Source organism: Candidatus Magnetobacterium casense, assembly GCF_019173545.1.
Lineage (GTDB): Bacteria > Nitrospirota > Thermodesulfovibrionia > Thermodesulfovibrionales > Magnetobacteriaceae > Magnetobacterium > Magnetobacterium cryptolimnobacter.
This window is the reverse complement of record NZ_JABXWD010000706.1, coordinates 1-1,264: the sequence shown is the minus strand read 5'-3', so window position 1 is coordinate 1,264 and position 1,264 is coordinate 1. Positions and strand designations below refer to the sequence as shown.

The 1,264-nt window shown below is 52.0% G+C and carries 2 protein-coding genes; both read left to right on the top strand.

Annotated features, from left to right (window positions below):
* A partial coding sequence (locus tag HWQ67_RS18930; RefSeq protein ID WP_218254249.1) for a hypothetical protein occupies window positions 1–968 on the top strand: 968 nt, incomplete at its 5' end.
* Window positions 969–976: 8 nt separating this feature from the next.
* On the top strand, window positions 977–1,264 hold a 288-nt coding region (locus HWQ67_RS18925), incomplete at its 3' end, for a hypothetical protein (RefSeq protein WP_218254248.1).

The window sequence follows — 1,264 nt, the reverse complement described above, 5'->3', positions numbered from 1 at the left end:
AAAGGTTTGTGTATACCGGGGGAGCATGGGGGGATTCAATCGTTTTGAAATCCGATACCGATGTGGGTGTTAGTAATTGTTATGAATGTTGGAAGGTGATCGAATATACCCCGGCCATCGCCAGTCAATCGGTCACCATGGCTGGCAACTCCGTGGCCAACACGGTGATCGGTGACATCGTCGCAGCTGATGTCGACGGATATGAAGATGACGTGGGGGGAACTTATACCGGAACCGGGAGTGCCCTGATCGAGAGGCCCGACCACGTCAGAAAACACATCCTGATCGCCCTGCTCGGGTTTGTCGCGGCGGACATAGGGGGTTCGTTTGCGACGGTGGGGGCGACCTATGCCGCCCAGATAGCGGGGGGCTATAAGTTCGCCTTCAATCTCCCGGAGGTGGCGACCGAGGCAATGGATCTCTTTGCCAAGATGGATCTTCAGAGTCGATCCAATATGTTCGAGTCTGGTGGGACATTTAACCTTGCCTTCGGGTCTGTTGCCGCGCCTACCTCTCAAATGACCTTCGACAAGGACAACGTCAGGGGCAGTTTCCTTTTCGGAAAAACTGAGGTGGCTGATATCCGTAACAAACTGAGGGGCCACTATTATAGGGACTACTCAAAGGGCGGGAGCCTCGGCGACAGGTACATGAAGGTCCTCGAACTCTCCAACGCTGCATCGATCACCAAGTATGGCAATATGATAGAAGATCTCGAGTTCTCCTGCGTAGGGGATCTGGCCCTGATGGTGGACGATGTGATGGACTGGATACTTATCGAGAGGAAAGAACTGAAGAAGATCGTCTCATTCGAGGCTTTCTGGGATGCAATGATTTTAGAGTTCTGCGACTACTTTACCGTAACGTCAAACTTCTGGTCAGGGGAGAAGTTTAAAGCCATCAGGCTTGTTGAAAGGCCTGGGAGTCAGCTCATCGAAGTACAGGGCTTGCAGTTTGTGGCCTCATAGGAGGGGTTATGAAAGCATTATTTTGTGCGATTCTGGTTTCTTTGGTTTTTGTCTCCTATAGTTTTGCGGACTCATGGTCAATCGGACCGGAGAGATGGTTTGTCGGAAACAAAGAAGTTCCAGCCGGCACACCCGGAGCAGTCAGCGGTGAGTTCCTCGCCCGCCTAAACCTCACAGACCACAAAAAGGAATACCGGGATTCCTTCTGCCTCAATGGACTGTCGGACGGGCCAAAAGATAGACATCCATGCCACGAGCATCATGATGACAGGAAGGTGATTGTTGTCGGAGGAGGA